This is a genomic window from Rahnella bonaserana, from assembly GCF_019049675.1.
In the GTDB taxonomy this organism is placed as follows: Bacteria; Pseudomonadota; Gammaproteobacteria; order Enterobacterales; family Enterobacteriaceae; genus Rahnella; species Rahnella bonaserana.
The window spans coordinates 181,448-206,221 of record NZ_JAFMOW010000066.1 but is presented as its reverse complement, the minus strand read 5'-3'; the positions used below and the strand labels follow the sequence as shown (position 1 = coordinate 206,221).

Annotated in this window: 18 protein-coding genes; 15 read left to right on the top strand and 3 right to left on the bottom strand. The window is 52.2% G+C overall.

The annotated features are described in order from the left end of the window. Positions 1-270 precede the first annotated feature (270 nt). The 3 genes from tal to yegD all read left to right on the top strand — a co-directional run bounded on the left by tal (position 271) and on the right by yegD (position 4,815). Positions 271-1,221, top strand: coding sequence for a transaldolase (tal, locus tag J1778_RS18455; protein ID WP_217174401.1), 951 nt, complete (start codon positions 271-273; stop codon positions 1,219-1,221). A 109-nt stretch (positions 1,222-1,330) separates the two neighbouring features. Then, positions 1,331-3,325, top strand: coding sequence for a transketolase (gene tkt, locus J1778_RS18450; protein WP_217174400.1), 1,995 nt, complete (start codon positions 1,331-1,333; stop codon positions 3,323-3,325). 137 nt (positions 3,326-3,462) lie between these two features. Beyond that, the gene (yegD, locus tag J1778_RS18445) at positions 3,463-4,815 is read left to right on the top strand and encodes a molecular chaperone (protein ID WP_112288891.1); all 1,353 of its coding nucleotides are present in this window, start codon (positions 3,463-3,465) and stop codon (positions 4,813-4,815) included. A 68-nt stretch (positions 4,816-4,883) separates the two neighbouring features. Here yegD and J1778_RS18440 read toward each other — a convergent pair whose 3' ends face one another. Continuing rightward, the gene (locus J1778_RS18440; protein ID WP_217174399.1) at positions 4,884-5,837 is read right to left on the bottom strand and encodes an aldo/keto reductase; all 954 of its coding nucleotides are present in this window, start codon (positions 5,835-5,837) and stop codon (positions 4,884-4,886) included. 262 nt (positions 5,838-6,099) lie between these two features. Between J1778_RS18440 and mdtD the strand changes: the two genes are divergently transcribed. The 12 genes from mdtD to J1778_RS18380 all read left to right on the top strand — a co-directional run bounded on the left by mdtD (position 6,100) and on the right by J1778_RS18380 (position 21,102). Further along, the gene (mdtD, locus tag J1778_RS18435) at positions 6,100-7,575 is read left to right on the top strand and encodes a multidrug transporter subunit MdtD (RefSeq protein ID WP_217174398.1); all 1,476 of its coding nucleotides are present in this window, start codon (positions 6,100-6,102) and stop codon (positions 7,573-7,575) included. Continuing rightward, positions 7,572-8,957, top strand: a complete 1,386-nt coding sequence (gene baeS / locus J1778_RS18430; RefSeq protein ID WP_217174397.1) for an envelope stress sensor histidine kinase BaeS — start codon at positions 7,572-7,574, stop codon at positions 8,955-8,957. Before mdtD ends, baeS begins: the two co-directional genes overlap by 4 nt. After that, positions 8,958-9,677, top strand: coding sequence for an envelope stress response regulator BaeR (gene baeR, locus J1778_RS18425; RefSeq protein WP_217174396.1), 720 nt, complete (start codon positions 8,958-8,960; stop codon positions 9,675-9,677). 168 nt (positions 9,678-9,845) lie between these two features. Further along, positions 9,846-10,184, top strand: a complete 339-nt coding sequence (locus tag J1778_RS18420) for a YegP family protein (RefSeq protein ID WP_217174395.1) — start codon at positions 9,846-9,848, stop codon at positions 10,182-10,184. A gap of 190 nt (positions 10,185-10,374) precedes the next feature. Then, the gene (gene trhP / locus J1778_RS18415) at positions 10,375-11,760 is read left to right on the top strand and encodes a prephenate-dependent tRNA uridine(34) hydroxylase TrhP (protein WP_217174394.1); all 1,386 of its coding nucleotides are present in this window, start codon (positions 10,375-10,377) and stop codon (positions 11,758-11,760) included. A 388-nt stretch (positions 11,761-12,148) separates the two neighbouring features. After that, complete coding sequence (gene yegS / locus J1778_RS18410) at positions 12,149-13,039, top strand: lipid kinase YegS (protein WP_217174393.1); 891 nt, start codon at positions 12,149-12,151, stop codon at positions 13,037-13,039. A gap of 241 nt (positions 13,040-13,280) precedes the next feature. Next, a complete protein-coding gene (locus J1778_RS18405) occupies positions 13,281-14,843 on the top strand; it encodes an MFS transporter (RefSeq protein ID WP_217174392.1) in 1,563 nt (520 codons plus the stop codon). Beyond that, entirely contained in the window at positions 14,830-15,843 is a 1,014-nt protein-coding gene (yiaK, locus tag J1778_RS18400; RefSeq protein WP_217174391.1) for a 3-dehydro-L-gulonate 2-dehydrogenase, read from the top strand. Before J1778_RS18405 ends, yiaK begins: the two co-directional genes overlap by 14 nt. A gap of 187 nt (positions 15,844-16,030) precedes the next feature. Beyond that, positions 16,031-17,245 carry a D-mannonate dehydratase ManD gene (gene manD / locus J1778_RS18395; protein ID WP_217174390.1) on the top strand — a complete coding sequence of 405 codons (1,215 nt, stop codon included), beginning with the start codon at positions 16,031-16,033 and terminating at the stop codon, positions 17,243-17,245. A 10-nt stretch (positions 17,246-17,255) separates the two neighbouring features. Then, the gene (locus J1778_RS18390; protein WP_217174389.1) at positions 17,256-18,269 is read left to right on the top strand and encodes a Zn-dependent oxidoreductase; all 1,014 of its coding nucleotides are present in this window, start codon (positions 17,256-17,258) and stop codon (positions 18,267-18,269) included. 120 nt (positions 18,270-18,389) lie between these two features. Continuing rightward, the gene (locus J1778_RS18385; protein ID WP_095923005.1) at positions 18,390-19,679 is read left to right on the top strand and encodes an MFS transporter; all 1,290 of its coding nucleotides are present in this window, start codon (positions 18,390-18,392) and stop codon (positions 19,677-19,679) included. Positions 19,680-19,758: 79 nt separating this feature from the next. Then, complete coding sequence (locus J1778_RS18380) at positions 19,759-21,102, top strand: MFS transporter (protein WP_217174388.1); 1,344 nt, start codon at positions 19,759-19,761, stop codon at positions 21,100-21,102. A 54-nt stretch (positions 21,103-21,156) separates the two neighbouring features. On the opposite strand, the gene J1778_RS18375 is transcribed toward J1778_RS18380, so the two are convergent. Next, positions 21,157-23,133, bottom strand: coding sequence for a glycoside hydrolase family 127 protein (locus J1778_RS18375; RefSeq protein ID WP_217174387.1), 1,977 nt, complete (start codon positions 23,131-23,133; stop codon positions 21,157-21,159). Positions 23,134-23,160: 27 nt separating this feature from the next. Then, positions 23,161-24,570, bottom strand: a complete 1,410-nt coding sequence (locus J1778_RS18370; RefSeq protein ID WP_217174386.1) for an MFS transporter — start codon at positions 24,568-24,570, stop codon at positions 23,161-23,163. Between the last annotated feature and the right edge of the window lie 204 nt (positions 24,571-24,774).

Below are 24,774 nucleotides of genomic sequence, written 5' to 3'. Positions count from 1 at the left end.
TATCGACCAAAAATTGACCGTTACATTGTTTGCTTTTCATTCATGGAAGACGTCTCGTAAAAATCAACTAAGCTTAAAGTTTGTCCTTGCGCTTTTCTCGTCAGACGCCCAGTTTACGCAGCAACAAAGGCCGCCATTGTTGAGACCCATTGCAGTAATCAGAAAAAGCGCATTCAGTTTGTTAACAGAATGATGCAGGGTAGGAGCCCTACGAATCAGAGTCAGTCGACCTTATTGCTGTATCGTTTTTTCTCGCTAAGGAGCTAAGAGATGAACCAGTTAGACGCACTAAAAAAAATCACCACCGTCGTTGCCGACAGCGGTGACATTGAATCTATCCGTCATTTCGAGCCTCAGGATGCGACCACCAATCCTTCGCTGATCCTCAAAGCAGCCGACCTGCCGCAATACCAAAACCTGATTAAAGACGCGCTGGACTATGCCCGTAAGCAAGGCGGCAGCAAAGAGACTCAGGTGGTAAATGCCACAGATAAACTGGCCGTTAATATCGGGGTGGAAATCCTGAAAAGCGTGCCAGGCCGCATCTCGACAGAAGTCGATGCCCGTCTGTCATTCAACAGTGAATTATGTATCGAAAAGGCCCGTAAACTGATTGGCCTGTATCAGGATCAGGGCATTGATAAATCGCGCATTCTGATCAAACTGGCTTCAACCTGGGAAGGGATCAAAGCCGCAGAGAAACTGGAAAAAGAAGGGATCAACTGTAACCTGACTCTGCTCTTCTCATTCGCTCAGGCCCGTGCCTGTGCTGAAGCCGGTGTCTATCTGATTTCCCCGTTCGTTGGCCGCATCTATGACTGGTACAAAGCCAAAGATCCCGACGCGACTTATGATGTGGAAAAAGATCCGGGTGTGAAATCTGTTCGCGATATCTACGACTATTACAAATCTCACGATTATCCGACCGTCATCATGGGTGCCAGTTTCCGTAAAGTGGAACAAATCCTGGCGCTGGCAGGCTGTGACCGTCTGACCATTTCTCCAAACCTGCTGGAAGAACTGAAAGCCAGCAATGAACCGGTTGAACGTAAGTTACAGCCTTCCGTTAAAGGTGGGAAAAAACCAGCACCTCTTACGCAGGCTGAATTCCTCTGGGAACACCATCAGGACGCCATGGCCGTTGAAAAACTGGCGGAAGGTATTCGCGCGTTCGCCGTCGATCAGAAGAAACTCGAAGATATGCTTTCAGCACAACTTTAGTTTCAGCCGTAGTTTGAAAATCTAATCTCAGCTGAGTCAGCTGGCAGAGTAGTGGCACTTACGCGCTTCTGTCATTTGACTCAGTAAAGTAACCAATCCGGAGAAAAATATGCCTTCTCGTAGAGAACTAGCGAATGCTATCCGTGCGCTGAGCATGGATGCCGTCCAGAAAGCGAATTCCGGACACCCCGGCGCCCCGATGGGGATGGCTGACATCGCCGAAGTTTTGTGGCGTGATTACATGAATCACAATCCCACCAATCCGAAATGGGCAGATCGCGACCGCTTCCTGATGTCCAATGGCCACGGCTCGATGCTGCAATACAGCCTGCTGCACCTGACCGGTTACGACCTGCCAATGAGCGAACTGGAAAACTTCCGCCAGTTGCATTCCAAAACGCCAGGACATCCTGAATACGGTTATACGCCAGGTGTGGAAACCACCACCGGCCCGCTGGGTCAGGGTGTTGCCAACGCCGTGGGTTTTGCGATTGCGGAACGTACGCTTGGCGCGCAGTTTAACCGCGAAAATCACGAAATCGTCAACCACCATACCTACGTTTTCTTAGGTGATGGCTGCATGATGGAAGGGATTTCCCACGAAGCCTGCTCGCTGGCCGGTACCCTGAAACTCGGCAAACTGACCGCGTTTTACGATGACAACGGCATCTCCATTGATGGTCACGTCGAAGGCTGGTTTACCGATGACACGGCCAAACGTTTCGAAGCATACGGCTGGCATCTCATCCGTGGAATTGATGGACAAAACTCCGACGCTATTAAAGCGGCAATTGAAGAATCTCATCAAGTCACTGACCGTCCTTCCCTGCTGATGTGCAAAACGGTGATTGGCTTTGGTTCTCCGAATAAAGCGGGTAGCCACGAGGCGCATGGTGCCGCACTGGGCGCCGATGAAGTCGCCGCCACCCGCAAGGCGCTGGGCTGGAACTATCCGGCCTTTGAAATCCCGCAAGATATTTATGACGCCTGGGATGCCAAAGAAGCCGGTAAAGCCAAAGAAAAAGCCTGGAACGATAAATTTGCGGCTTATGCCAAAGCGTATCCTGAACTGGCGGCTGAATTTGACCGACGCGTAAATGGCAAATTGCCTGCTGAGTGGGAAACCAAAGCACAGGCATTCATCGAAGGTTTGCAGGCCAAACCTGCGAATATCGCCAGCCGTAAAGCCTCGCAAAATACGCTGGAAGAGTTTGGCAAAATTTTGCCTGAATTCCTTGGCGGTTCCGCAGACCTTGCGCCAAGTAACCTGACCATGTGGTCGGGCTCAAAATCGCTGATTGAAGACCTCGCGGGTAACTACATCCATTACGGTGTCCGTGAATTCGGCATGACGGCTATCTCCAATGGCCTGGCGCTGCACGGCGGTTTCCTGCCGTATTCTGCGACTTTCCTGATGTTCGTCGAATATGCCCGTAACGCGGTTCGCCTGGCGGCGCTGATGAAAATCCGCAACGTGTTCGTGTATACCCACGATTCGATCGGTTTAGGGGAAGATGGCCCGACTCATCAGCCGGTTGAACAAATGGCCAGCCTGCGTGTGACACCCAACATGAGCCTGTGGCGTCCGGCTGACCAGGTGGAATCCGCCGTAGCATGGAAATATGCGATCGAGCGAAATGATGGTCCGGTTGCACTGATCTTCTCTCGTCAGAACCTGACTCAGCAACCGCGTACCCCTGAACAGCTGGCAAACGTGGCTCGTGGCGGTTATGTGCTGAAAGACTCTGAAGGCACACCGGAAGTGATTTTGATCGCCACCGGGTCTGAAGTCGGCATTACGGTAGAAGCTGCGGATAAACTGGCCGCAGCGGGTACTAAAGTGCGGGTCGTCTCCCTGCCTTCGACTGATGTGTTCGACAAACAGGACAAGGCTTACCGCGAATCTGTGCTGCCGAAAGCCGTGACCGCGCGCGTGGCGGTAGAAGCCGGTATCGCCGATTATTGGTACAAATACGTCGGCCTTAACGGCGCAATTGTCGGTATGACTACCTTCGGGGAATCAGCGCCAGCAGAGCAACTGTTTAAAGAGTTCGGCTTTACGGTTGATAATGTTGTCGCAAAAGCGCAGGCGCTCTTGAAGTAAAAGAAGTGAAGTCATTCTGTGTAGTTTATTCCCTCTCGTCTCAGGAGAGGGAATTCCTTCTATTTCCGCCCCACTGACTTGATGAATCTGCATCTCTCCGGTAAAGTCCCGTCCCTTCTTTGGCATGGGGAACAATGATGTTTATTGGATTTGACTACGGTACTGCGAATTGCTCAGTTGCGGTAATGCGCGATAATAACGCCCATCTGTTGGCGTTAGAAAATAACGATCCTTATTTACCCTCCATGCTTTGTGCGCCGACACGTGAAGCGGTCAGCGAGTGGCTGAACCGTCACGGACAGGTTCCGGCAGGCAGTGATGAAAATCTGGCACTGTTGCGCCGCAGCATCAGCTTTAACCGTGAGGAAGATATTCCGGTTAATGCTAACAGCGTGCATTTCGGTTTGCAGGCATTGTCGACCTATATGGAAGATCCGGAAGAGGTGTACTTTGTCCGCTCGCCTAAATCCTTCCTGGGTGCGAACGGCCTGAAACCTCAACAGATTGCCCTGTTTGAAGATCTGGTCTGCGCAATGATGTACCACATCAAGCGTCAGGCTGAATCCGTATTGCAGGAAAGTATTGAACAGACCGTGATCGGCCGCCCGATTAACTTCCAGGGTATGGGCGGTGAAGAGGCCAATGCTCAGGCGCAGGGCATTTTACAACGTGCCGCTGAGCGCGCCGGTTTCCGCGATATAGCGTTCCAGTTTGAGCCGGTCGCCGCAGGTCTGGATTTCGAAGCCACCCTGACGGAAGAGAAAACCGTGCTGGTCGTCGATATCGGCGGCGGCACCACAGACTGCTCGGTATTGCTGATGGGCCCGCAGTGGCGCGATAAAGCTGAGCGTCAGAACAGCCTGCTCGGACACAGTGGTTGCCGCGTTGGCGGTAACGATCTGGACATCATGACCGCGTTCAAACAGCTCACGCCGCAGTTTGGTATGGGCAGCGAGACACAAAAAGGTATCGCTATTCCGGCCCTGCCTTACTGGAATGCTGTGGCGACGAACGATGTTCCTGCGCAGTTAGATTTCTACAGCGTGGCAAATGGCCGTATGTTGCGGGATCTGATCCGCGATGCTGCGCAACCGGATCTCATCAAACGCCTGCTGAAAGTCCAGCAACAGCGTCTGAGTTATCGTCTGGTGCGTGCCGCAGAAGAAAGTAAGATTGCCCTTTCTGAACGCGAAAGCGTAACGGCTGCCATGGACTTCATTGAATCCGGTCTGGCGGAAACTATCAGTCAGCAACAACTGAGTGACGCGATTTCTCAGCCGCTGGAACGCATTCAGGAACAGGTCAGTCTGGCGCTGGCCAGCAGTGAAATTAAACCTGACGTAATTTACCTGACCGGCGGCAGTGCGCGTTCGCCACTGCTGCGTGCTGCATTACAGACGCAGTTACCGGGTATCCCGCTGGTCGGTGGCAATGATTTCGGCTCAGTCACCGCCGGTCTGGCACGCTGGGCACAAACGTTGTTTCGCTAAGTTTTAAAGATGCAGATAAACGAAAACCGCCTGAATCAGGCGGTTTTTTTATATTTCAGAACCCAATTTTACCAGGCGCTGGCGTCATTTAAAGTCTTAATATCCGCGTCATCCAGTTTAAGGGTTGCAGCCTGTGCCAGCTCATTCAGTTGTTGCAGTGACGTCGCGCTGACAATCGGCGAGGTAATGCCTGGGCGGGCGATCTGCCAGGCAAGTGCCACCTGCCCTGGCTGTGCGCCGTGCTTTTCAGCCACCTGATCCAGCCCCGCCAGCACTTTCAGGCCGCGTTCGTTGAGGCATCGCGCGATCACACTTTCACCGCGCTTACTTTTACCGGCATCGGCTTTAGTGCGGTATTTTCCCGTCAGGAAGCCGGCGGCCAGACCGTAGAAGTTAATCACGCCTAAACTGTTATCCGTAACGACTTTTTCCAGCGCTTCTTCATACACTTTGCGGTCGTACAGATTGTACTGCGGTTGCAGCGTTTCATAACGTGCCAGCCCGTTTTCCTGACTGACTTTTAGCGCTTCGGCCAGACGTGGCGCGCTGTAGTTTGAAGCGCCAACGGCACGCACTTTCCCTTCTTTGATGAGAGCATCGAATGCCGCCATGGTTTCGGCCAGTGGCGTATCGGCATCATCATCATGCGACTGATATAAATCGATATAATCCGTTTGCAGGCGTTTCAGCGAGGCTTCCACGGCTTCTTTAATATAGCGTGGCGATAAACCCACTTTACCTTCGCCCATCGGTTTGCCGACTTTCGTCGCCAGAATGATCTGGTCACGCTTACCGGTTTTTTTCAGCCAGTTGCCGATAATGGTTTCCGATTCCCCACCTTTGTTGCCTTCAACCCAACTCGAATACACATCCGCGGTGTCTATAAAATTCAGTTTATGATCCAGTAAGGCATCAAGCAGATTAAAGGAAGCCGTCTGATCGACCGTCCAGCCAAAAACATTGCCGCCAAACGTCAGCAACGGCACCTGAATACCTGAACGACCCAGTTCTCTTTTGCTCATTATTCTCTCCCTTTCATAAGGTCTGATTTAACTTACTTTGCATGCGAACGATTTGTGATCAAAGGTCAACCATAGCATTTTGATATAAAATGTCAGGCTGAAAGCTATTCTTTATTGTCAGAAGAATTGTCAAAAAATGGGAAAGACTCTCCTTATTTCCTCCATTTTCTGCTGAAACATTCTGGCTACACTGTGAGCCTGGTCTAATGGTGGATTTCCCTCCTGAAATGCCGCGACAATGATTGTGCTGATGTGATGACTCATGAAATCTGAAAACACTGATACCTTAGCGCCCTCTGCTCCCCTGCCGCCTTCGGTGCGCTGGCAGTTGTGGATTGTCGCCTTCGGCTTTTTTATGCAGGCCCTGGACACCACAATCGTGAATACCGCGCTGCCTTCGATGGCACGCAGTCTGGGCGAAAACCCGTTGCACATGCATTCCGTCGTCGTTGCTTATGTGCTGACGGTCGCCGTGATGCTGCCTGCCAGCGGCTGGCTGGCGGATAAAGTCGGCGTTAAATGGGTATTCTTTTCGGCCATTGTGCTGTTTACGCTTGGCTCGCTGTTGTGCGCACAATCGGAAAGCCTGCGTGAACTGGTGATGTCGCGCATCGTTCAGGGGATCGGCGGTGCGATGATGGTGCCGGTCGGGCGGCTGACGGTGCTGAAAATCGTCCCGCGCAGCGAATACATGGCAGCGATGACCATGGTGACATTACCCGGTCAGGTCGGCCCGTTACTCGGTCCGGCGCTGGGCGGTTTTCTGGTGCAATACGCCAGCTGGCACTGGATTTTCCTGATTAATCTTCCGGTCGGTCTGGCCGGTTGTATCGCCACCTTAATGATTATGCCCAATTACAAAATGCAGACACGACGCTTTGATATCAGCGGGTTTGTGATGCTGGCGGTGTGTATGGCCACGCTGACGTTGGCGCTGGAAGGCAGCCGCAGTATGGGGCTGAGCGTGCTGGAAATTGTCCTGCTGGTAGTTGTCGGCGGCGGTGCTCTGGGTATTTACTGGATGCATGCTCGCGGCAATCTTTCCGCGCTGTTTTCCCTGCGCCTGTTCCATACCCCGACCTTTAAAATTGGCCTGATCGGCAGTCTGCTCGGGCGTATCGGCAGCGGCATGCTGCCGTTTATGACACCGGTGTTTCTGCAACTCGGTATGGGCTTTACACCTTTCCACGCCGGACTGATGATGATCCCGATGGTGCTCGGCAGTATGGGGATGAAACGCGTGGTTGTCCGGCTGGTCAATCAACTGGGTTACCGGAATGCGCTGGTCAGCGCGACGTTGCTGCTGGCGCTGATCACACTGATTTTCCCGCTGGTGGCGATTTACGGTGCGGTCTGGATGATCCCGATTGTCTTGTTCTTCCAGGGAATGGTGAACTCCCTGCGCTTCTCGTCGATGAATACGCTGACGCTTAAAGACCTGCCGTCGCGCCTTGCCAGCAGCGGCAACAGTTTGCTGTCGATGATCATGCAGTTGTCGATGAGTCTAGGCGTCAGTGTCGCCGGTTTGCTGATTGGAGTGTTCGCCCATCAGCAGGCCATTACACCGGACAGCGCCACCATGCACACCGCGTTCCTGTATTGTTATATGTCGATGGCGCTGGTGATCGCCCTGCCAGCCTGGGTATTCTCCAAAGTACCACCTGATACGCAGAAAAATGCCATTATCGACCGTCGTCGCGCTGCGGCCGGCTCCCCTGATCCGATGAGAAAATCATGAAACCTGGTATTACCGCCAAGTTGTTTATGGCCATTTTTTGTACCTGCGCACTGGTGCTGATCACCATGAACTGGGGCGTACGGATGAGCTTCGAGCGGGGCTTTATCGACTACATCCGTCAGAGCAACGAACAGCGCGTCGAATTGCTGGCTGACACCTTGCAGGAGCAGTACAAACAGCATGGCAGCTGGGAGTTTCTCGAAACCAATGACCGGTTGATCTATCAGATAATGCGTTCATTCGAACAAAATAGCAGCCCGAAAATGCCGCCGCAGGGATGGCGCACGAAGTTCTGGATCCTCGACAGTCACGATCATCGGATCGGCGGGTATGACCAGCCTGTTCCACCGGATTTACAAGGTCCGCGCCGCGTGATGACCGTCAATGGCGTGGTCATCGGCTCGGTGATTTCGACGCCTGCCGAACGCCTGACCCGTGACGCTGATATTAATTTCGAACGCCAGCAAAGCCGCACCAGCTGGATGATTGTGGCCTTTACCGCCTTGCTGGCTGCTGCTGTCACCTGGGTTTTATCCCGCGGAATGCTTGCGCCGGTGAAACGGCTGGTGAACGGTACCCATCAGCTGGCTGCGGGAAATTTCAGCACGCGGGTGAAGGTCGACAGTGAAGATGAACTGGGAAAACTGGCGCAGGATTTTAACCAGCTGGCGATGACACTGGAGAAAAATGAGCAGATGCGCCGGGCGTTTATGGCGGACATTTCCCATGAATTACGCACTCCGCTGGCCGTTCTGCGTGGCGAACTGGAAGCCATGCAGGATGGTGTGCGTAAGATGAGTGTCAGCTCGCTGGAATCACTGCAATCCGAAGTCTCGATTCTGACCAAGCTGGTGGACGATTTGCATCAGCTTTCGCTTTCCGATGCCGGTGCGCTGGCATACCGCAAAGTGGACACCGACGTTGTACATCTGGTGCAACTGGCGGAAGCTGGTTCGCGCGATCGTTTCCATGCCAAGCAGTTAACCCTGACCAGCCATCTGCCGGAAAGCGCCGAAGTATTTGGCGATCCGCAGCGTCTGTCGCAACTTTTCAATAATCTGCTGGAAAACAGTCTGCGCTATACTGACCCGAATGGCGGTCTGGAGATCCGGGGCGAAATAAGGGATAAATCACTTTATCTGATGTTCCAGGACAGCGCGCCGGGCATCAGCGATGAACAGCTTGGCCGTATTTTCGAACGTTTTTACCGCACCGAAGGCTCGCGCAATCGCGCCAGTGGCGGTTCGGGGTTAGGTCTGGCCATTTGCCAGAATATTGTCGAAGCGCACGGCGGGCAGATCAGCGCCAGCCACTCTCCGGCGGGTGGCGTTCGTATTACGATCGTCCTGCCGCTCTCTGTTACATCAGGCCCGAGAAACTGAATGAACGACTCTGCATTGTCCGGCCCGGCGCCGTTAAAAATTCTGATTGTGGAAGACGAGCCTAAACTTGCTCAGCTGTTAATCGATTATCTCGAAGCGGCGGGCTATGCCACGCAATGGCTGGCGGACGGACATGACGTTATCGCGCAGGTTAAAAGCCAGCCGCCGGCACTGATTTTGTTAGATCTGATGTTGCCTGGCAGCAGTGGCCTGTCGATCTGCCGGGATATCCGTCAGTTTTCCGATGTGCCGATCATGATGGTGACGGCAAAAACGGAAGAAATCGATCGCCTGCTCGGGCTGGAAATCGGTGCCGACGATTATATCTGCAAACCTTACAGCCCCCGTGAGGTGGTGGCCCGCGTGAAGGTTATCTTGCGCCGCTGCGTACGTCAGGATGAAAATGTACCCAGAGATAACGGTCTGCACATTGATGAAGCCCGCTTTCAGGCCACGTTCCAGGGGCATGAACTGGAACTGACTCCGGCAGAATTCCGCCTGCTTAAAACGCTGTCCGTCAAACCGGGTTACGTGTTTACCCGCGAAGTACTGCTCAATAATCTTTATGACGACTACCGCGTCGTCACAGACCGTACCATCGACAGCCATATCAAAAACCTGCGCCGTAAACTCGAATCACTGGATGGAGAAAAGGCGTTTATTCGCGCCGTCTATGGCGTGGGCTATCGCTGGGAAGCGGAACCCTGTCATTTGGCATAACGAATAACTTATAACGAATAAATGGCCGGCAATTCAGTTTTGTAAAGTTTCTGAAAGTCTGTCGGCCAGTTCACATTTCATGTCTTAAATCTTTCCTGCCGCCGCGAAACTGTTTCCATTAACTACACTTATCTCTGGAAAATAACCCCTCTGATGGAGATTACCTTTATGGCTAATGGTCACTACGATCTGAAAAAAGCGAAGAATGGACAGTTTCACTTTAACCTGAAGGCCGGGAACGGAGAGATTATTCTCACCAGTGAAATGTATGCCAGTAAAGCATCAGCAGAAAACGGGATTACATCGGTTCAGACCAACTCCCCTGATGAAGCACAATACGAAGTTAAACCCTCAAAAGATGGTCAGTTCTACTTTGTGCTGAAGGCTAAAAATCATCAGGTAATTGGTATCAGCGAAATGTACACCACGGAAAGCGCATCGAAAAAAGGTGTTCAGTCGGTGGTGAAAAACGGCGCAAGCACTGATATCCGCGATTTGACGCAGTAGTTCTCAATGATTTCCGTTTTTAGCTATTCAGGAGCACAGGAGGAAATTGATCTGGCTCCTGAATAGTCGAAATAGCGCTGTAATACCCACACGAAATGGCTGCTTTTGATCAACTCAGACGTTACAATTCTGACCTTTCGTCGCCCCGCATCCGGGACGGCCCTGACCTGTGATCAGACTGAGATTGACTATGTTTACCCGCGATTCTTTTGTTCCGGAACTCCTTTCCCCTGCCGGCTCCCTGAAAAACATGCGATACGCCTTCGCGTATGGCGCTGATGCGGTTTATGCCGGTCAGCCACGTTACAGCCTGCGCGTTCGTAATAACGAATTTAACCACCAGAATCTGGAAATCGGCATCAATGAAGCCCATGCTCTGGGGAAAAAATTCTATGTGGTGGTGAATATTGCCCCGCATAACGCCAAGCTGAAAACCTTCATCCGTGATCTGCAACCCGTTATCGACATGGGGCCCGATGCCCTGATCATGTCCGATCCGGGTCTTATCATGATGGTGCGCGAAGCCTTCCCGCAGATGGACATTCATCTTTCGGTGCAGGCTAACGCCGTGAACTGGGCGACGGTGAAATTCTGGAAACAAATGGGCCTGACCCGTGTGATTTTATCGCGCGAGTTGTCGCTGGAAGAAATCGCCGAGATCCGCGCACAGGTGCCGGATATGGAAATCGAAATCTTCGTTCACGGTGCGCTGTGCATGGCGTATTCCGGCCGCTGCCTGCTTTCCGGCTACATCAATAAGCGTGACCCGAATCAGGGAACCTGTACTAACGCCTGTCGCTGGGAATACAAAGTGCAGGAAGGCAAAGAAGACGCCATCGGCAATATCGTGCATCAGTACGAACCGATCCAGGTTCAGCAGGTGGAAGCCGCAGAACCGACATTAGGCATCGGCCAGCCGACAGATAAAGTCTTTATGCTGGAAGAAGCCCTGCGCCCTGGCGAATACATGAGCGCGTTTGAAGACGAACACGGCACGTATATTATGAATTCCAAGGACCTGCGCGCCATTCAGCATGTGGAAACTCTGACTAAAATGGGCGTGCATTCGCTTAAAATCGAGGGACGTACAAAATCCTTCTATTATTGCGCGCGCACCGCACAGGTTTATCGCCGGGCCATTGACGATGCTGTCGCCGGTAAGCCTTTTGATCCGACGCTGCTCTCCACGCTGGAAGGTCTGGCGCATCGCGGATACACCGAAGGTTTCCTGCGTCGCCATACTCACGATGCACAGCAGAACTACGAATATGGTTTCTCTGTCAGCGACCGCCAGCAGTTTGTCGGCGAATTCACCGGTAATCGGATGGATGGTTGGGCAGAAATTGATGTGAAGAATAAATTCTGCGTCGGTGACAGTGTGGAAATGATGACGCCGCAAGGCAACGTTCAGTTCAAACTGGAAGCCCTGCGCAATAAGAAAGGCCAGCCAACCGACGTGGCGCCGGGTAACGGCCACATGGTGTATGTCGCACTGCCGGAAGACGTCAATCTGGAGTTCGCCATTTTATTGCGTAATCTGGAAGAAACGGACACCCGTAATCCGCATTCGAAATAATGTTTTGGTCGAAAACAAGAATTCGATCACATCTATTTCTGACCGGGCTGGATAATATGCATTCGCAATTTACTTCGAATGCAAAATAAAGCACCGGACTATACCAGGAACCACCTCCTTGGCCAGCTCAATCTCCCTTGAGCTGGCTTTTCTTTTTGTATTCATTGAATAAAACTCTTCTTATTTAAGTAAACTCTTTCAGTTATTCAGATTAATAACGTGACATTCTGTCGCTTGAATAAAAATACGGTTCCGAAAAATAAACGTCCGTTCTAATTAATGGCAGTGCAATTATTTAACCCCATAGTCAACTTTTCGCTGATTTATCCGATAGCCAAATACCATCACTATCATCTATTGTTGATACAGATAGATAAAAGGAGCGTACATGACCACAGCAATGCTGATTTTAAATGGAAAAGGCGCAGGCAACGAAGAGCTGCGGATAGCCATCGGCGCGCTACGCAAAGAGGGCGAAGATCTCAATGTGCGTGTCACCTGGGAGTACGGGGACGCCGCGCGTTATGTGAATGAAGCCATTGAACTGGGCTGTGAAACCGTGGTTGCCGGTGGTGGCGACGGCACCATTAATGAAGTGGCGGGTGCGCTGGCACAATACGAGGGACAACACCGCCCCGTGCTCGGCATCGTGCCGTTGGGTACCGCCAATGATTTCGCCACGGCCTGTAATATTCCCCTCCAGCCGGAGCAGGCGTTACAGCTGGCTGTCAAAGGTCGCGCGGCCGATATCGATCTGGCAAAAGTGAATGACCAGCATTTCTTTATCAACATGGCGACCGGGGGATTCGGCACACGCATCACAACCGAGACGCCAGAAAAACTCAAGGCAGCACTTGGCGGCGTGTCCTATTTCATCCACGGACTGTTACGTCTGGATACGCTGAAAGCCGACCGCTGTGAAATCACAGGCCCGGATTTTCAGTGGGAAGGCGATGCGCTGGTCATCGGTATTGGTAATGGCCGCCAGGCAGGTGGCGGGCAACAAATATGTCCGGATGCACTGATTAACGACGGATTGCTGCAATTACGTCTGCTGACATCCGAGGAGCTGCTGCCGTCTTTCCTGCGCAGCTTGCTCAATAATGAAGAGAATAAAAACATTGTGTCCGCCAGTCTGCCCTGGCTGGAAATCACTGCGCCGCACGATATGACGTTCAATCTCGACGGCGAGCCACTGACCGGAAAACAATTCAGAATTGAAGTTCTTCCTTCTGCCATTCAGTGCCGCTTACCCCCTCACTGCGAACTTTTAGGCTAACCCTCTTTTCTTTTGTTCATTCTCTGTACTGTGATCCCTCCTGCAGTACAGAGCCAACCTGCCTTTGTTTTTGTGATCTTCTCCGCTAAAACCTTATTTTCATACTTGTATGGTAGTCTCGCCTTACCTAACTTTACTTTGCCGATGTCGCTGAATAATTCATTTCTGAGTTTCTGCGGGCACAAACGACGCATTTCTTTTGACGACTCTTATTAATCCGGTGACGGAATGCAGGGGTAGTATGATTAATCATCATAAAGAAAGACCGATATCGGTAAAAAATATGCTGGCCTACGGCGGAGGAGATTTCTTCGGCGGCGGATGTTTTGCGGTATTAGGTTTGTGGATTATGTTTTTCTACACCACCTATGCCGGACTAAGCCCCGCAGAGGCCGGAGCTGTTATTGCCACTGCACGTTTGCTGGATGCTTTCTTTGATCCGCTGATGGGATATGTCACAGACAATTTTTACCGAAATCCGCTGGGTAAAAAATATGGTCGCCGGGGTTTCTTCTTCTTATTTGGTGCCCCGCTTATCATGGTGACTTACATTATTATGTGGGTCAGCGGCATGGGGTTCTGGTATTACCTGCTTACCTATATTCTATTCTATGCTGCTTATACGCTGGCTATTGTACCTTATGAAACGCTGGCGGCAGAAATGACCTCCAGCTTTAAAATGCGCACCAAACTGACCGGTGTCAGAATGTTTTTCTCAACCGGTGCCGCTATTTTAGCTGCCTGGTTACCGGGGCGGATTATTGCCTATCTCGGTGAGGATTCCTCGTCATCTTTCCTGATTATGGGGGTGATTTTCGGTGTTCTGTTTGCCGTCGTAATCCTGCTGCTCTATTTCTACACCTGGGAACGACCAATTCCTGTGGATGTAACAGCGCCTAAATTATCATTCCGCCGGGATATGAAGCATCTGTTCAGATCGCTGGTTTCGACCATGAAAGTACGCACCTTCCGCCAGCATGTCGGGATGTATCTGGGAGGCTATGTGGCGCTCGACGTCCTTGGCGCTGTGCTGGCGTATTATATTATTTTTGTTCTCGGCCAAAATGCGGTGACGGCTTCTAATGCAATGACATTAATGACGCTGGTGCAGTTCGTCTGCGTCGCGCTGTTTATCTTCCTGTGTATGAAATTAGGCAATGGCGCATCATATCGTATTGCGCAATTATTTATGCTGGCCAGCGTTGGGTTATTTTTATCCATCCATCTTCTGCAACTTCCGTTTAATATGGCGCTCATTTATCTCTCGGTTATTTTAATGGGCGTGGGACGTTCCGGTACCAGTTATGTTTGCTGGAATATTTACAGTTTTATTCCTGATGTGGATGAAATGCTCACAGGGAAACGGAGGGAAGGTATTTTTGCCGGCGTAATGACTTTCGTGCGTAAAGCCGTTCAGGCGGTGGCGTTATTTGGAGCAGGTCTGTTATTACAGCATTACGGATTCACACCGAAAAGTGCCACGCAACCTGTCGAAGCCGTTTACGGTATCACACTGGTATTTGGCGCGGGCTCAGTTATTTTCCTGCTGGTGGGATTATACAGTTCAATGAAATTCCGCCTTACCCGCCATAACCATGCCCTGCTTGTAAATGAAATTGAACGCCTGAAAGCCGGTGGCAGTAAATATGATGTCACACCGGAAACACGTTTAATCGCCGAGCAACTTACCGGCTGGCCGTACGAAAAATGTTGGGGAGATAATAATATTCTTAGCCAGACAGAAGAATTATCACCTCTGACGCCTGATGATCTTTCAACCGGAGCCGACCATGCAAAGAATTGAATTCAGCCTGATGCAACAAACTATCCAGCGCGCCCTGCAAAAAGCGGGACTTGATGAAGCAGACGCACGGACCTGTGCGCAGATCCATACAGAGTCGAGTTGTGACGGTATTGCATCACATGGTCTGAACCGGGTGGCGCGTTTTGTCGATTATGTTCACAAAGGCTGGATTGATGTTCACGCCAAACCGGAACTGGAAAAAAACCTCGGTGCCATCGCTATTTACAACGGCAACCGCGGGATCGGCATCACCAATGCTTTATTTGCCGTCGAACAAGCCACTGAAATGGCGAAAGAGTATGGCGTTGGAATTGTGGCGCTGAAAAACAGCAGTCACTGGATGCGCGGTGGCAGTTATGGCTGGCACGCAGCACAACAAGGCATGGCGGCGATTTGCTGGACCAATACGGAATCCTGCATGCCCGCCTGGGGCGGAAAAAATACCCGTGTCGGCAATAACCCGTTTGTGATGGCGGTACCAAGAACCAAGGGTCCGATTGTACTGGACATGGCAATGTCACAGTATTCCTACGGCAAATTGCAGGTTACACGGCTGAAAAACGAAAAGCTGCCCTTCCCCGGCGGCTACGATAAAGAAGGAAATCTGACAGATGATCCGGGCCCGATTGAAGCCTCCATGCGCATTTTACCTACCGGTTACTGGAAAGGTTCCGGGCTGGCGATTGTGCTGGACGCCATGGCCGCGTTGCTTTCAGCGGGATCGCCCACCAATGAAATAGACAAAATCGGCAAAGGGAGCTGCACCGGCGCCAGCCAGATTTTCATGGTATTCGACCCGACACAGTTAGGTGGCGCTGAATTCACCGAACGCATGGCAGACAGCATCGCGGATTACGTGAATCAGTCGGAACCGGCAGAAAACAGTCACGATGTCCGTTATCCCGGCCAGACAGCCGCCGCCAACCGCGAGGAAAACCGCCGTCTGGGGATCCCGGCAGATGAAACGGTTTGGGATGAAGTGGTACGACTGGCGGAATAGGTCAGTACCCAGCCTAAAAAACGCCTGTCACAGACAGGCGCTTTCTTTTCATCCCGTTAAATTCCTGCAACGAAAGTGTGATCTTCTCCGGCAAAAACCGATTTACATACTTGTATGGTAGTTTGCATGTGGCGTATTTATAGCCAAAGAAAATGCATCCTACTTTTACTGCAGAAGGTCGTAACCGATGAAAATCGTGAATGCTGAAGTCTTTGTCACATGCCCGGGGCGCAACTTTGTTACGTTAAAAATCACCACTGACAGCGGACTGACCGGTATCGGGGATGCCACGCTGAACGGCCGCGAATTGCCGGTCGCTTCCTATCTGAAAGATCACGTTTGCCCGCAACTGATCGGCCGTGACGCGCATCAGATCGAGGACATCTGGCAGTTCTTCTACAAAGGCGCTTACTGGCGTCGCGGGCCGGTCACCATGTCGGCCATTTCTGCCGTCGATGTGGCGCTGTGGGATATCAAAGCTAAAGCCGCCAATATGCCGCTGTATCAGTTGCTGGGTGGTGCATCCCGCACCGGCGTGATGGTTTACTGCCACACAACCGGCCATTCCATTGATGAAGTGCTCGACGATTACGCCAAACATAAAGAGCTTGGGTTCAAGGCCATTCGCGCGCAATGCGGCGTGCCGGGCATGAAAACAACGTACGGTATGGCGAAAGGCAAAGGCCTGGCTTACGAACCGGCAACGAAAGGTAACTGGCCGGAAGAGCAATTGTGGTCGACAGAAAAATACCTCGATTTCACGCCTAAACTGTTTGAAGCCGTACGTAATAAATTCGGTTTTGATGAACATCTTCTGCATGACATGCACCACCGCCTGACCCCCATTGAAGCCGCGCGCTTTGGCAAAAGCATCGAAGAATATCGCCTGTTCTGGATGGAGGATCCGACCCCGGCTGAGAATCAGGAAAGCTTCCGTTTGATCCGCCAGCACACGGTGACGCCAGTTGCGGTTGGCGAAGTGTTCAACAGCATCTGGGATTGCAAACAGCTGATCGAAGAGCAACTGATCGACTATATCCGCACCACGATTACCCATGCGGGCGGCATTACCGGTATGCGTCGTATTGCCGATTTCGCCTCGCTGTACCAGGTACGTACCGGCTCACACGGGCCTTCAGACCTCTCACCCGTTTGCATGGCCGCCGCCCTGCACTTCGACCTGTGGGTGCCGAACTTTGGCGTGCAGGAATACATGGGATATTCCGAACAGATGCTGGAAGTCTTCCCGCATAACTGGACATTCGACAACGGCTATATGCATCCGGGCGAGAAGCCGGGGCTGGGTATCGAGTTCGACGAAAAACTGGCCGCAAAATATCCGTATGAACCGGCCTATCTGCCGGTAGCCCGTCTGGAAGACGGTACTTTGTGGAACTGGTGAGGGAACAAAAATGAACAGCGTCGTTATACAAGAGCCCGGAAAATTAGTCATCGAGCAACGTGCTTTGCCGGTACCTGCCGCCGGCGAAGTACGAGTTCGGGTCAGTTACGCCGGTATCTGCGGCTCCGATGTGCATATTTATCACGGTCACAATCCGTTCGCTAAATACCCGCGGGTGATTGGTCATGAATTTTTCGGCCACATCGACAGCGTGGGGGAAGGCGTAGAGGCTTCGCGCATCGGAGAACGGGTCGTGGTCGATCCGGTCGTCAGCTGCGGACATTGTTATCCATGTTCGATTGGTCGCCCGAATGTGTGTGCCCAATTGCAGGTGATCGGCGTCCACCGCGATGGCGGTTTTAGTGATTATGCCTGCGCGCCGGCGAAAAACGCCTACGTGGTTCCGGACGCTATTCCGGACAAACTCGCCAGCATGGTTGAACCCTTTACTATCGCGGCCAATATCACCGCCTTTCTCAAACCGACACCTCAGGACACTGCGCTTATCTACGGCGCTGGCCCGATGGGACTGACGGTGATTCAGGTGCTGAAAGGCGTTTACGGTGTACAGAAAGTGATTGTCGCCGACCGTATCGACGAGCGGTTGCAAATGGCACAGACAAGTGGCGCAGACTGGATCATCAATAACAGCGAGCGCAGCGTGGCGGATGAACTGGCCGCCGAAGGTTTGCGCCCGACGCTGATTGTCGATGCCGCCTGCCATCCGGCTATTTTACAGGAAGCTATTCTGCTGGCCTCGCCTGCGGCACGTATCGGCATGATGGGTTTTTCCGGTGAGCCAAGCTCGGTGACGCAACAAAGTATTACCAGCAAGGAGATTTCATTGTTTTCATCTCGCCTGAACAGCCACCGGTTCCCGCAGGTGATTGAATGGATGGAACAAGGGAAAATCGCGCCCGAAAAGCTGGTGACGCACTGGATGCCTGCCAGCGAAGTGGAAGCCGCATTAACGCTTTTTGAGAAAGATCAGCGTTCCTGCTGCAAGGTTTTACTGACATTCTGATATTTGACTATTTTTGAAAAATGACGGGGGGATTTTAAATATCCTCCCGTCTGCAGTACCTCATATTCTACCTACAAAAAACGCAACACTATTAAAACGACACCAACAAGTGGAGCACCTATGTTCAAGAACTTACGCTGGATCATCGTATTCCTGCTGTTCCTGGTTTACATGATCAATTACCTCGACCGCGTTGCGCTGTCGATTACTGTTCCGATGATAGAAAAAGAGCTGACCATTAATCCCGAACAATTCGGCATGATATTTGGCAGTTTCTTCTTCGGTTACGCGATATTTAACTTTATCGGTGGTCTGGCCGTAGATAAATTCGGCCCGACGCTGGTGATGGGATTAGCTGTCGGATTATGGTCGGTATTTTGTGGTATGACCGCTATCGCGACCGGTTTTTATTCCATGTTAATTTTACGGGTATTATTCGGTATGGCCGAAGGGCCTATTTGTGCTTCGGCAAATAAGATGATCAACGGATGGTTCCCGAAGAAACAGGCGGCCACCGCGATGGGACTGCTCAGCGCCGGTTCGCCTCTGGGCGGCGCTGTTGCCGGGCCGATTGTCGGGTATCTGGCAATTTCCTTCGGCTGGCGTCCGGCCTTTATGGTGATCGCTGCCATCGGGATTGTCTGGATGGCGGTCTGGTTCTTTACCGTCGCGGATAATCCGCTGAAGAGCAAACGAGTTTCACCGGAAGAATTACGTTTAGTTGATCAGATGAAGAACGAAAATATCAGTGAAGAAGAAGATCTGGCACAGGCCGCACACGGTCTGGGTTATTATTTACGCCAGCCCATTATCCTGGTTACCGCTTTCGCCTTCTTCTGTTACAACTACATTTTATTCTTCTTCCTCAGCTGGTTCCCGGCTTATCTGGTGCAGGCGCACGGCCTGAATATTAAAGAGATGAGCCTGACAACGGTTATTCCGTGGATTGTCGGCTTCGTCGGTCTGGCGCTGGGGGGGTATATTTCCGATAAGATTTTTAATATCACAGGCCGTTTATTGCTGTCGCGAAAAATTATATTAGTGGTCAGCCTGTTAGCCGCAGCGATTTGTGTTGCTCTGGCCGGTGTGGTCACCAGCGTAGTTCCGGCGGTTATTCTGATGTCGGTGTCTATTTTCTTCCTGTACACCACCGGTGCAATTTACTGGGCCATTATTCAGGACGTGGTGCATAAATCCCGCGTCGGCGGCACCAGCGGATTTATCCACCTGGTCGGCAGTGTGTCTGGCATCATCGGTCCGGTCGTCACCGGTTTCATCGTCCAAAACACGGGTCGCTTCGACAGCGCCTTTATTCTGGCCGGTGGTGTCGCCGCACTGGGCGCAATTCTGGTGTTCTTCGTGATAAAGCCACCAAAACATACTCCAGCCACCACCCTGTCTCACAACTGATGTTTTGAATGAAAAGCCGCTCTCTTTTCGGGAGCGGCGCATTGCTACCCGCGTCATTGTTAAACCGGAGCATTTCACCATGTCACAAATATCATCACAGCCCCTCTCAAAAGCATCTGAAAATGAACAGCGTGGTTTATTAAGACGCGTCGCTGGTGCTTCTGCCATTGGTACGGCCGCCGAATATTATGATTTCTTCGCCTATGGAACGGCAGCCGTTCTATTTTTCGGTCAGTTATTTTTCCCGAGTCATGATCCTCTTATCAGTACGCTGGCGGCCTTCGCCACTTATGCCGTCGGTTTTCTTGCCCGTCCGTTAGGTGGCATTGTGTTTGGCCATATCGGCGACAAAGTCGGCAGAAAAAAAGCGCTGGTGATCACCATTCTGATCGTCGGACTGGGGACATTTTGTATCGGGCTTCTGCCGACCTATGAAAAAATCGGCTTCTGGGCTCCGGTTCTGTTGATCCTGATCCGCGTATTGCAGGGATTCGGCGTCGGTGGCGAACAGGCCGGTGCGGTGCTGATGACCGCAGAATATTCTCCGCCGGAGCGTCGTGGTTTCTTCGCCAGTTGGGTGCAGATCGGAGCGCCTCTGGGTTTCCTGCTGCCGTCGGCGCTTTTTGCTTTACTGACTTCACAACTTTCCGCGGCACAAATGCTCGACTGGGGCTGGCGTATTCCGTTCCTGCTGAGCCTGTTGCTGGTGATCGTCGGGTTGTTCATCCGCCTGCGCATTGATGAATCGCCGGTGTTTGCTGAAATCCGCAAAACCAAAGCGGTGGAATCGCGCCCGGTAGTGGAAGTCATCAAACTGTATCCGGGAATTATCGTGAAAGGCGTCTGCGCCAAACTGATCGAAGCCTGCGCCTTCGCTATGTTTACGGTCATTGTGCTGGCATTCGGCAAGGCTAATCATCTGAGTGAAAGTATCCTGCTGCAAACCATGATTGTGGCGGTGATCCTCGAAATTTTCTCTATCCCGTTAATGGGAAAACTTTCCGACCGCATTGGCCGCAAACCGGTGTATATGGCAGGTGCGGTACTGCTGGCTGTCGGGATTATTCCTTTCTTCCTCGCCCTTAAACTGGATATTTTCTGGGTGACCCAGATAGCAATGATTGTGGCGCTGACATTCGGTCACAGCATGTGTTATGCCCCGCAGGCATCTTACTTCCCGGAACTGTTTCCGACACGGATCCGCTGCAGCGGTATTGCGTTGATCTGGCAAATCGGATCACTCATCGGCAGCGGGATCCTCGGGCTGGTGGCGGTAAAAATCCTGCAAATGACCGGCGGCGATTATCACGGGCTGGCCATTTACATGATCGTGCTGGGCGTTGTTTCTGTGATTGGTCTGGCCCTGTTACCGGAAACCGCACCGCGACGAAGAGGGAGCGAATATCACAGCTGGAAGCAGTGATCCCCGAAAAACAAAACCCGGCTCCCACGCCGGGTTTTGTCATCATCAACAGGTTTAGATCTGATCTATCCAAACCCGCATTTCCCCTTCCCCGCGATTTGCCCAGGTAAAATAAGGCACGAACGTCAGGGTTTGTGACGTGGTTTCCTCTGCCGGAGGATTAAAGCTATATAACGGCTGCTGATCGGCCTGAACCGATAACCGGCGCTCGCCTTGTGTCTGCAATAAGGCTTTACCGGCGAACAGTCCGCTGCCTGAAATCAGGCGGAACTCTGCATCCTGCGGCAGGCGTACATTATGCAGTTCACTGCCGTTATCGGCCTGTTCAAGGCAATACACCAGCGGGCCTCGCTGTATTGCCACTTTTCCTGCAACGTGCCGCAACAGGGCGTTTCCCTTCACGCGCGTGACTGGCATCGGTAATGTCATTTCAATGCGATCGCCTTTCTGCCAGTCCTGCGTCAGACGTAAATATCCGCTGCGCGTCAGAGCGGAAAGCGCCAGCGGTTTACCATTAAGCGTCACCTGCGGACTGGCGCACCAGTCAGGTAAACGCAGCGCCAGCGTGGCGTGCAGCGGCTGATCGGTATCTATTTCAATCTGAACGTGCTCAGTCCACGGATAACCACCGGACTGCCTGAGCCGCAACGGTTTGCCGCCGACCATCGCCTGCACGTCACTGCCTATATACAGGTTGATGTCCACGCCATCCGGCCGCTGGGTATAAATGTAATGGCCGAGGGATGCAAGAAGCCGCGCGATGTTCGGCGGACAACAGGCACAGCCGAACCAGCGCTGACGCACCGGTTTTACGTGATCATAGATATGATTGAAGGGAATACTTTTCGGATGCACTTCCAGCGGATTCACGTAGAAGAAATGTTTGCCGTCGAGCGCCATCCCGGCCAGCACGGTGTTATAGAGCGCGCGCTCCATCACATCGGCATAGCGACTGTCCGGATCCATCTGCAACATACGGTTGGCAAACATCATCAGCCCGATCGAGGCACAGGTTTCGGTGTAAGCCGTGTCATTCGGCAAATCGTAATCGGAAGAAAATGCTTCGCCGCTGCTTTGTGAGCCGATGGAACCGGTGATATACATCTGCCGCTGAGTCATGTTTTGCCACAACCGCTGGCAGACCTCGCGCTTTTCCTGATCCTGACTCAACCGCGCCAGATGAGCGACGCCGGCGTACAGATACACAAAGCGCACCGCATGTCCGATAGCCGTCTTCTGTAACGCAACCGGCAGATGGGCCTGACTATAGGCTTTATCTTTCACCATCCACGCCGGACCGTAAGTATTCCAGTGCGATGTTTTGCCACGTTTTTCATATTCAATATCGTAGAAATGCGGTTCTGCGCCGCGCTGCCCGACAAAATATCGGGTCAGCCCGAGATAGCGGGTTTCACCGGTAGCTTCGTATAAACGCATCAGTGCCAGTTCGATTTCCGGATGACCGGGATAGCCGTGCAGCTGTTTATCACCCGGCCCGAAAACATCCGCAATGTGATCAGCAAGCTTACAGACAATCTCCAGCAAACGCGTTTTCCCGGTTGCCTGAGCATAAGCCACGCCGGCTTCGATCAGATGTCCGGCACAATAGAGCTCGTGACATTCGGCCAGATTCGTCCACCGCTGTTGCGGCTCTTTCACGGTGAAATACGTGTTCAGATAGCCGTCGGGTTGCTGCACCGCCCCCAGCAGTTCGATCACCTGGTCTGCCGTTTCTTCCAGCGCAGGATCCGGCGTTTTCGCCAGTAAATAGCCGACGGCTTCCAGCCACTTCGCCACATCACTGTCCTGAAAAACCATACCGTAAAACTCCCCCGCACTTTGCCCGGCAGCGATGCGGAAGTTCTCTATGGCATGACTCGGTTCTGCATCTGCGACCTCATCATTCAGGGCCTTCCACTGGTAAGGCACGACGACGTCTTTGACCAGCCGCTGATATTCCAGCCAGAACGCGTCAGAAATATTGACCTTATCGAGCGGCACTTCTAAAGACTCAACCGGAGAAAACGACATACAACCTCCTGAATTGGATAATAACGATTAAATTTTCGCGGCCAGTTCATGCGACATCCGCGTCAGCAATGTGTTATCGAGTTTGCAGAACATCAGCGTGCCCGCCAGCAGCAGATGCATCGCCGCAGGCAACAGGGTTTCCAGAAGAGTGATCCCGCTCAGCGACGCCGCAGTCTGGTGTTCCGCGCCGGCCTGATAGGACACCAGAATGAACACCAGGCTGATGATCCCGGCGCTCGATGCCCAGGCTAATTTGATGAAAAACAGGTTGAAGGCGAAGTTCATGCCGGAGGAACGGATGCCGTTTTTCCAGTGTCCGTAATCGTCAGCGAAGGCCATCAGGGAAAAGTGCAGAGGCAGCGTGAAACCGAGGATCACGCAGTGAACAAAGATGATGCCGAGCCACAGCGTCTGATGCTGCTCACCGGCAGGCACAAACCACAGCAGCAGAGAAAAGACTGCCAGCACCAGATTGGTGATCATGTACAACCGAACGCTGTCGACAAATTTGGTCAGCTGATTGACGATCACCGCGCCGAGAATCGACGCCAGTGTCACCATACCAAAGAACATCGAGGCATAGCCCGCGCCCCCTTTCAGCACGTAAGTGATGAAATACATATAGCCGCCACCGCGCAGGTTAAACACGTTGATCAGCAGGAAAGACATCAGCAATACCAGCAGCAACTGGTCGTTTTTCAACATCCCGCGGATGTGTTCTTTCACGCTGAACTGGCCGAGCAGCGCCAGCGGCAGACGCTCACGCACAGTGAAAAAGCACCACAGAAACATCACCACTGCAAGGGCGCACAACAGACCGACACCCTGCTGATATCCGGCGGCAGCGTTCCCTTTACCCAGCACCTGAACCAGCCACGGCAACCCGACAGAAACCATGAATCCCGCCACACCGCAGAGCACAAAACGCCATGACTGGCAGGAAATGACCTCACGATGATCGGTGGTCATGGTATTAATCAGGGCACAGTACGGCACGTTGATCGCCGTGTAAGACACTGACAGCAGAAAATAAGTAAAAAAGGCGTAGGCAATTTTGGCGTCGCCACTCAGGCCGGGCACGGTAAACGTCAGGAAACCCACGATGCCAATCGGCAACGCAATCCACAATTGCCACGGCCGGAAACGTCCCCAGCGGCTTTGCGTGCGGTCAGCCAGAATGCCCATCAGCGGATCGGAAATCGCGTCAATCACACGCAGGGAAATAAACAGCGTGCCGACAATCGCAGGCGTCAGGCCGAAAACATCGGTATAAAAGAATGTCAGAAAACTGGTGATCAGACAGGTAATTATCGTGCCGCCAGCATCTCCTAACCCATAACCTATTTTCTCACTCACAGAAAGTTTGGCGCTGGCTGAAATTATTCCGCCCTCACCCGCTACCGGGGATGTGCCGGTATTAATAGAATCCGTTGACATTTTTTTCCTCGCTTTTATATCGTTATTAATAAGCAACAGGAACAGGATAAATAAGACTGATTATTCACATCATTCCGAAGAATAAATAAGGTACGAGGTCAATCTGGCACAGAGGCATCACGTCAACAAGAGGAGGATAAAGTAGTTAAACGGGACAATTCCGACTTGTCGTTTCAATCTGTGAAGCAGATCAAAACCTCCCGC

Excerpts from the sequence above, each read along its gene's own strand:
- J1778_RS18440 (WP_217174399.1), bottom strand. The coding sequence starts at position 5,837 with ATGAGCAAAAGAGAACTGGGTCGTTCAGGTATTCAGGTGCCGTTGCTG.
- J1778_RS18385 (WP_095923005.1), top strand. The coding sequence starts at position 18,390 with ATGTTCAAGAACTTACGCTGGATCATCGTATTCCTGCTGTTCCTGGTT.
- J1778_RS18420 (WP_217174395.1), top strand. The coding sequence starts at position 9,846 with ATGGCTAATGGTCACTACGATCTGAAAAAAGCGAAGAATGGACAGTTT.
- baeR (WP_217174396.1), top strand. The coding sequence starts at position 8,958 with ATGAACGACTCTGCATTGTCCGGCCCGGCGCCGTTAAAAATTCTGATT.
- J1778_RS18370 (WP_217174386.1), bottom strand. The coding sequence starts at position 24,570 with ATGTCAACGGATTCTATTAATACCGGCACATCCCCGGTAGCGGGTGAG.
- tkt (WP_217174400.1), top strand. The coding sequence starts at position 1,331 with ATGCCTTCTCGTAGAGAACTAGCGAATGCTATCCGTGCGCTGAGCATG.
- J1778_RS18375 (WP_217174387.1), bottom strand. The coding sequence starts at position 23,133 with ATGTCGTTTTCTCCGGTTGAGTCTTTAGAAGTGCCGCTCGATAAGGTC.
- J1778_RS18380 (WP_217174388.1), top strand. The coding sequence starts at position 19,759 with ATGTCACAAATATCATCACAGCCCCTCTCAAAAGCATCTGAAAATGAA.
- trhP (WP_217174394.1), top strand. The coding sequence starts at position 10,375 with ATGTTTACCCGCGATTCTTTTGTTCCGGAACTCCTTTCCCCTGCCGGC.
- yegS (WP_217174393.1), top strand. The coding sequence starts at position 12,149 with ATGACCACAGCAATGCTGATTTTAAATGGAAAAGGCGCAGGCAACGAA.
- tal (WP_217174401.1), top strand. The coding sequence starts at position 271 with ATGAACCAGTTAGACGCACTAAAAAAAATCACCACCGTCGTTGCCGAC.
- mdtD (WP_217174398.1), top strand. The coding sequence starts at position 6,100 with ATGAAATCTGAAAACACTGATACCTTAGCGCCCTCTGCTCCCCTGCCG.
- manD (WP_217174390.1), top strand. The coding sequence starts at position 16,031 with ATGAAAATCGTGAATGCTGAAGTCTTTGTCACATGCCCGGGGCGCAAC.
- yiaK (WP_217174391.1), top strand. The coding sequence starts at position 14,830 with ATGCAAAGAATTGAATTCAGCCTGATGCAACAAACTATCCAGCGCGCC.
- yegD (WP_112288891.1), top strand. The coding sequence starts at position 3,463 with ATGTTTATTGGATTTGACTACGGTACTGCGAATTGCTCAGTTGCGGTA.
- J1778_RS18390 (WP_217174389.1), top strand. The coding sequence starts at position 17,256 with ATGAACAGCGTCGTTATACAAGAGCCCGGAAAATTAGTCATCGAGCAA.
- J1778_RS18405 (WP_217174392.1), top strand. The coding sequence starts at position 13,281 with ATGATTAATCATCATAAAGAAAGACCGATATCGGTAAAAAATATGCTG.
- baeS (WP_217174397.1), top strand. The coding sequence starts at position 7,572 with ATGAAACCTGGTATTACCGCCAAGTTGTTTATGGCCATTTTTTGTACC.